Here is a 3,665-nt window from a genome sequence, read left to right as displayed (position 1 = left end):
ATTTTTACCCGATTTCGCTTATCGATAAATAAAGCAATTTCACCGCATGAGGTTGATCACATTGATTTTATCACTGAGGAATTCGTCGAACCAGGTGCTTTCAACCGACGCAAAACTAAAAAGGCCGCGCGACTGATTAGCGGCTTTTTTTGCTGTACATTGTAAAACAAAGACATGAAATGGACACCGATCTATCCTTTATCACAGTTTGGTGAGACTTCCTTCAAAAATTATTACCTGTTAACGATTAAAGGAGAGCCTGAAACCGTATCCAGAAGAAGAATTTGGGGGTATTTTTGGGGGCATTTTTAAAAATAGAAAAATTAAAAAGAAATAATAACAATAAATTAATTAGCCTATTCGAACCCTCTCCCGCTACCAATTTCAGAAAGACCAGGGGTTGCAGGCATATGTTTGCAACCCCTTTTTGTTTTTCAGGGATTTGAATCATGCGCATTGTGCTTGTCCATCCGGCCGGCTCCAATTGGGTTGCCGGGGAAAAAGACGTCGCCGCCGTGGCCAATCGCATGGCACCGCTGGGACTGCTTTCCATTGCGGCCTACCTGGAACGGCAGGGACACAGCGTGATCGTGCATGACTGCCTGGGGACCGGTGCCGCCCCCGGAATCCGCGCCAATGCGCAGCAGATTCTGAACCACAGTCCCGACCTGGTGGGATTTTCCGCCACCACAGCCGGTTTTCTGGACGGATACGACATGGCCGCTCAAATCAAGGCATCGCGGCCAGATATCCGGACGGTTTTCGGCGGAGTGCACATATCTGCCATCGGCACCCCGCTGTTGGACGACTATCCACACCTTGATTACCTGTGCATGGGCGAAGGCGAGCAGACCCTGGCAGAACTGGCAGGGGGCAGGGAAGCCGGCGAAATTGACGGGCTGGTATGGCGCGGCCCTGATGGAAATGCGGTTTCCAACCCGCCCCGCGGCCACCTGCCGGAGCTGGATGCCCTGCCCTTTCCCGCATATGAGAAACTGCCCGGCTTTCCCCAAAAATACAATCTTCCGCTGTTCAGCTATATACGGACACCGGGGGCCACCATGGTCACAAGCCGGGGCTGTCCGTATCAATGCTCCTACTGCGACCGGTCTGTTTTCAAAAGCGGTTACCGGTATAACTCGGCCGAATACATCTACGAGCACATGCGGTACCTGCGCAATCGATTCGGGGTGCGCCACATCAACATCTACGATGACCTGTTTACGCTTCACCGCAAAAGAATCACCGAACTGTGCGAACTTTTAACCTCCCGGCCCCTGGGTATCCATTTCAACTGCGCGGTGCGCGTGGGGCATGCCGACGACGACCTGCTGGCAATGCTCAAGGCAGCCGGGTGCCTCATGGTGTCGCTGGGAATTGAAACCGGGGACCCGGAATTACTTGCCATACACAAGCCCGGGGTATATCTTGAAGGCGTAAAGGATACGGTCAGAAGAATCCAGGCAGCCGGCCTGCGGGCCAAGGGGCTTTTCATGATGGGGCTTCCCGGCGAAAGCGCGGAGTCGATACGAAAAACCAGCGATTTCGTCCTTTCCCTGGATCTCGACGACATGAACATGGCCAAGTTCACCCCTTTTCCGGGCGCCCCGGTATGGCAGACCATATTTGACCAGGGCGAAATGGAAGAAGACTGGCGCAAAATGAACTGCCTGAATTTCGTGTTCGTGCCCGAACAGATGGACTCCAGGCAAGCCCTGGACAACCTGTATAACTGGCACGTCAAGCGGTTTTACTCGGATCCCAAATGGCGCAGGCGCTTTGCCCGGCGCATCTGGCAGCACAGACACAGCCTTTTATACCTGGCAAAGCATCTGCCGGCCTTTCTTTCAGCCATGCGAACCTTTGACCCGAAACACAAAGCAGGGACAAATGAATCAGTTCGTGGACCGGATGATACGCGCAAGCAAACTCGAGGCGAACCTGTATGAAGAAGTGGAGGCTGACAAGGGCGCCATGGGATAGGCAATGGCCGTGGTGGTGCTCTCCAGCCTTGCCGCCGGAATCAGCACAATCAGCGTCCTAAAAATTAGTGAAGGTAATGGCCCATTCCGGACAGGATTCCTGGGCATCCACGAAACTGTACCTTGAATTCGCCATTCCTCAGTGCTGCCAAATCGGGAATATTGGCCTGGAATAGCCGGAATGTGCATTTTTGAAGCCCGCATTTTTTAAAATTTCAAAAAATTATTTGACTTTGAGTTCCGGCCGGTGCACAGTGAAAAAAATGTAAAAGCCAAACCAATTGTGAAATTGGGACGGAAAGCCACGGGTCTCATGAAGACAGCCGGGTTGCCAAAAAAAGCAGTTAATGAATAGCGCTTCTTGGCCAGCCAGGAAGCGCTATTTTTTTTGTGCCAAAAAAAATTATGGATGTTTACCGCGTTTTTTTTCAAAGAGCATGAAGGGCCACCTTATGCAAAAACCCACCGGACAATGGTGAGAACAAGGAGTACTCATGAAAAAAATGCTTTTTGCGCTGTTTTTGAGTGGTTTTATGCTGTTGTTTTGGTTTCAGCCAGCATCAGCAGAGTCCGGTCAGAAATCAAAAACCCCGAAAAAATCGGTTATCGGTGTAATTCTTCCCTTCTCCTCGGCATTTAAAGACATTGCCAATGAAGAAAAAAATGCCATTGAAATGGCCCTGGCTGAAGCCGTAAGCCAGGCAGAAGTAATCTTCAAAGACGGCGGGAATGACCCCGAAGGCGCGATCCAGGCATTCAAAGCTCTTGCAGAAAGAAAGCAGAAACCTGTGGCGGTCATCAGCTGTGCCAGCTGGGCGTCCAATGCCATCCACCCCCTGGCGGCAAAGGCCGATATCTTCCATATCGCCATCGGTAGTGCGATCATCGACCGGAAACACTCACGGCGCACCGTTCGGTTCACCCTTGATGCCGAGCAGGAAGAGCGCCAGTTGGCAGAATATCTTTCCAAGTTCAATCGCATCGCCGTCTACAACATGGATAACGGTTATGGAAACAACTGGGCAGACATTATAAAGGATAATTTTCAGGACAAGATTGTTGCTTCCATTGCCTATGACCCCCAGAGCCCGGACCTTGCCCCGGAGTTGTCAGCAATTAAAAAAGAAAATCCGGATGCCCTGGTTCTTTTGAGCGCGGGCAACGCAGCCCTTATTGCTAAACAGGCCAAAAAAATGGGCATTGACGCCCAACTGGTCGGCACACGCCCGATTGAACGCCCCGGGCTTTTGGATGAACCCGCGGCCAATGGTCTGGTATACACCTACCCATCCCACAGCTTCAGCCATCCCCTGCTGGCCGAGTATGAAAAAGCTCACGGCACTCCCCCCACCTTTTTCGGAATTGAAGCCTATGATGCCGTCACCACGCTGATTTCAGCACTGAAGGCAAACAATGATTCCCCGGATATGCTTTTTGATTGGTATGCGGGCCGCACGTACAACGGTGCGCTTGGTGAAGTGCATTTTGATGAGAACGGGGATGCCTCATACCCCTATATGTACAAGCAGGTCCGTGAAGGCAAATTCGAGGTTGCGGACTTCCAGTTCGCACTTCTGCTATGTAAGCCGTCCTCTCTTTTTGATAATACCCGTCTCGATCCCGTAGGCTTTTCCATCTATCATATCCAGCAGTTCTTCAAAAGAGCTGTCAAAAATAAAGCTT

2 protein-coding genes and 1 riboswitch are annotated in these 3,665 nt (G+C 51.2%); both genes read left to right on the top strand.

Features of this window, described 5'->3' with window-relative positions; translation table 11 throughout:
• Positions 1–449 precede the first annotated feature (449 nt).
• Positions 450–1,949 (top strand): B12-binding domain-containing radical SAM protein, encoded by a 1,500-nt coding sequence (locus tag R6U41_RS13410; protein WP_410270350.1) that lies wholly within the window; start codon positions 450–452, stop codon positions 1,947–1,949.
• A gap of 294 nt (positions 1,950–2,243) precedes the next feature.
• Positions 2,244–2,318: riboswitch (cyclic di-GMP riboswitch) on the top strand.
• Between the two features lie 158 nt (positions 2,319–2,476).
• Positions 2,477–3,665, top strand: a 1,189-nt coding sequence (locus R6U41_RS13405; protein ID WP_410270349.1) for an ABC transporter substrate-binding protein, incomplete at its 3' end; no start/stop codon positions are given.

This window comes from Desulfosalsimonas sp., assembly GCF_046483245.1.
In the GTDB taxonomy this organism is placed as follows: Bacteria; Desulfobacterota; Desulfobacteria; order Desulfobacterales; family Desulfosalsimonadaceae; genus Desulfosalsimonas.
The sequence above is the reverse complement of the archived record's forward strand: the minus strand, read 5'-3'. Positions and strand labels throughout refer to the sequence as shown.

Coding starts and splice junctions, on each gene's coding strand:
- R6U41_RS13410 (WP_410270350.1), top strand. CDS start 450: ATGCGCATTGTGCTTGTCCATCCGGCCGGCTCCAATTGGGTTGCCGGG.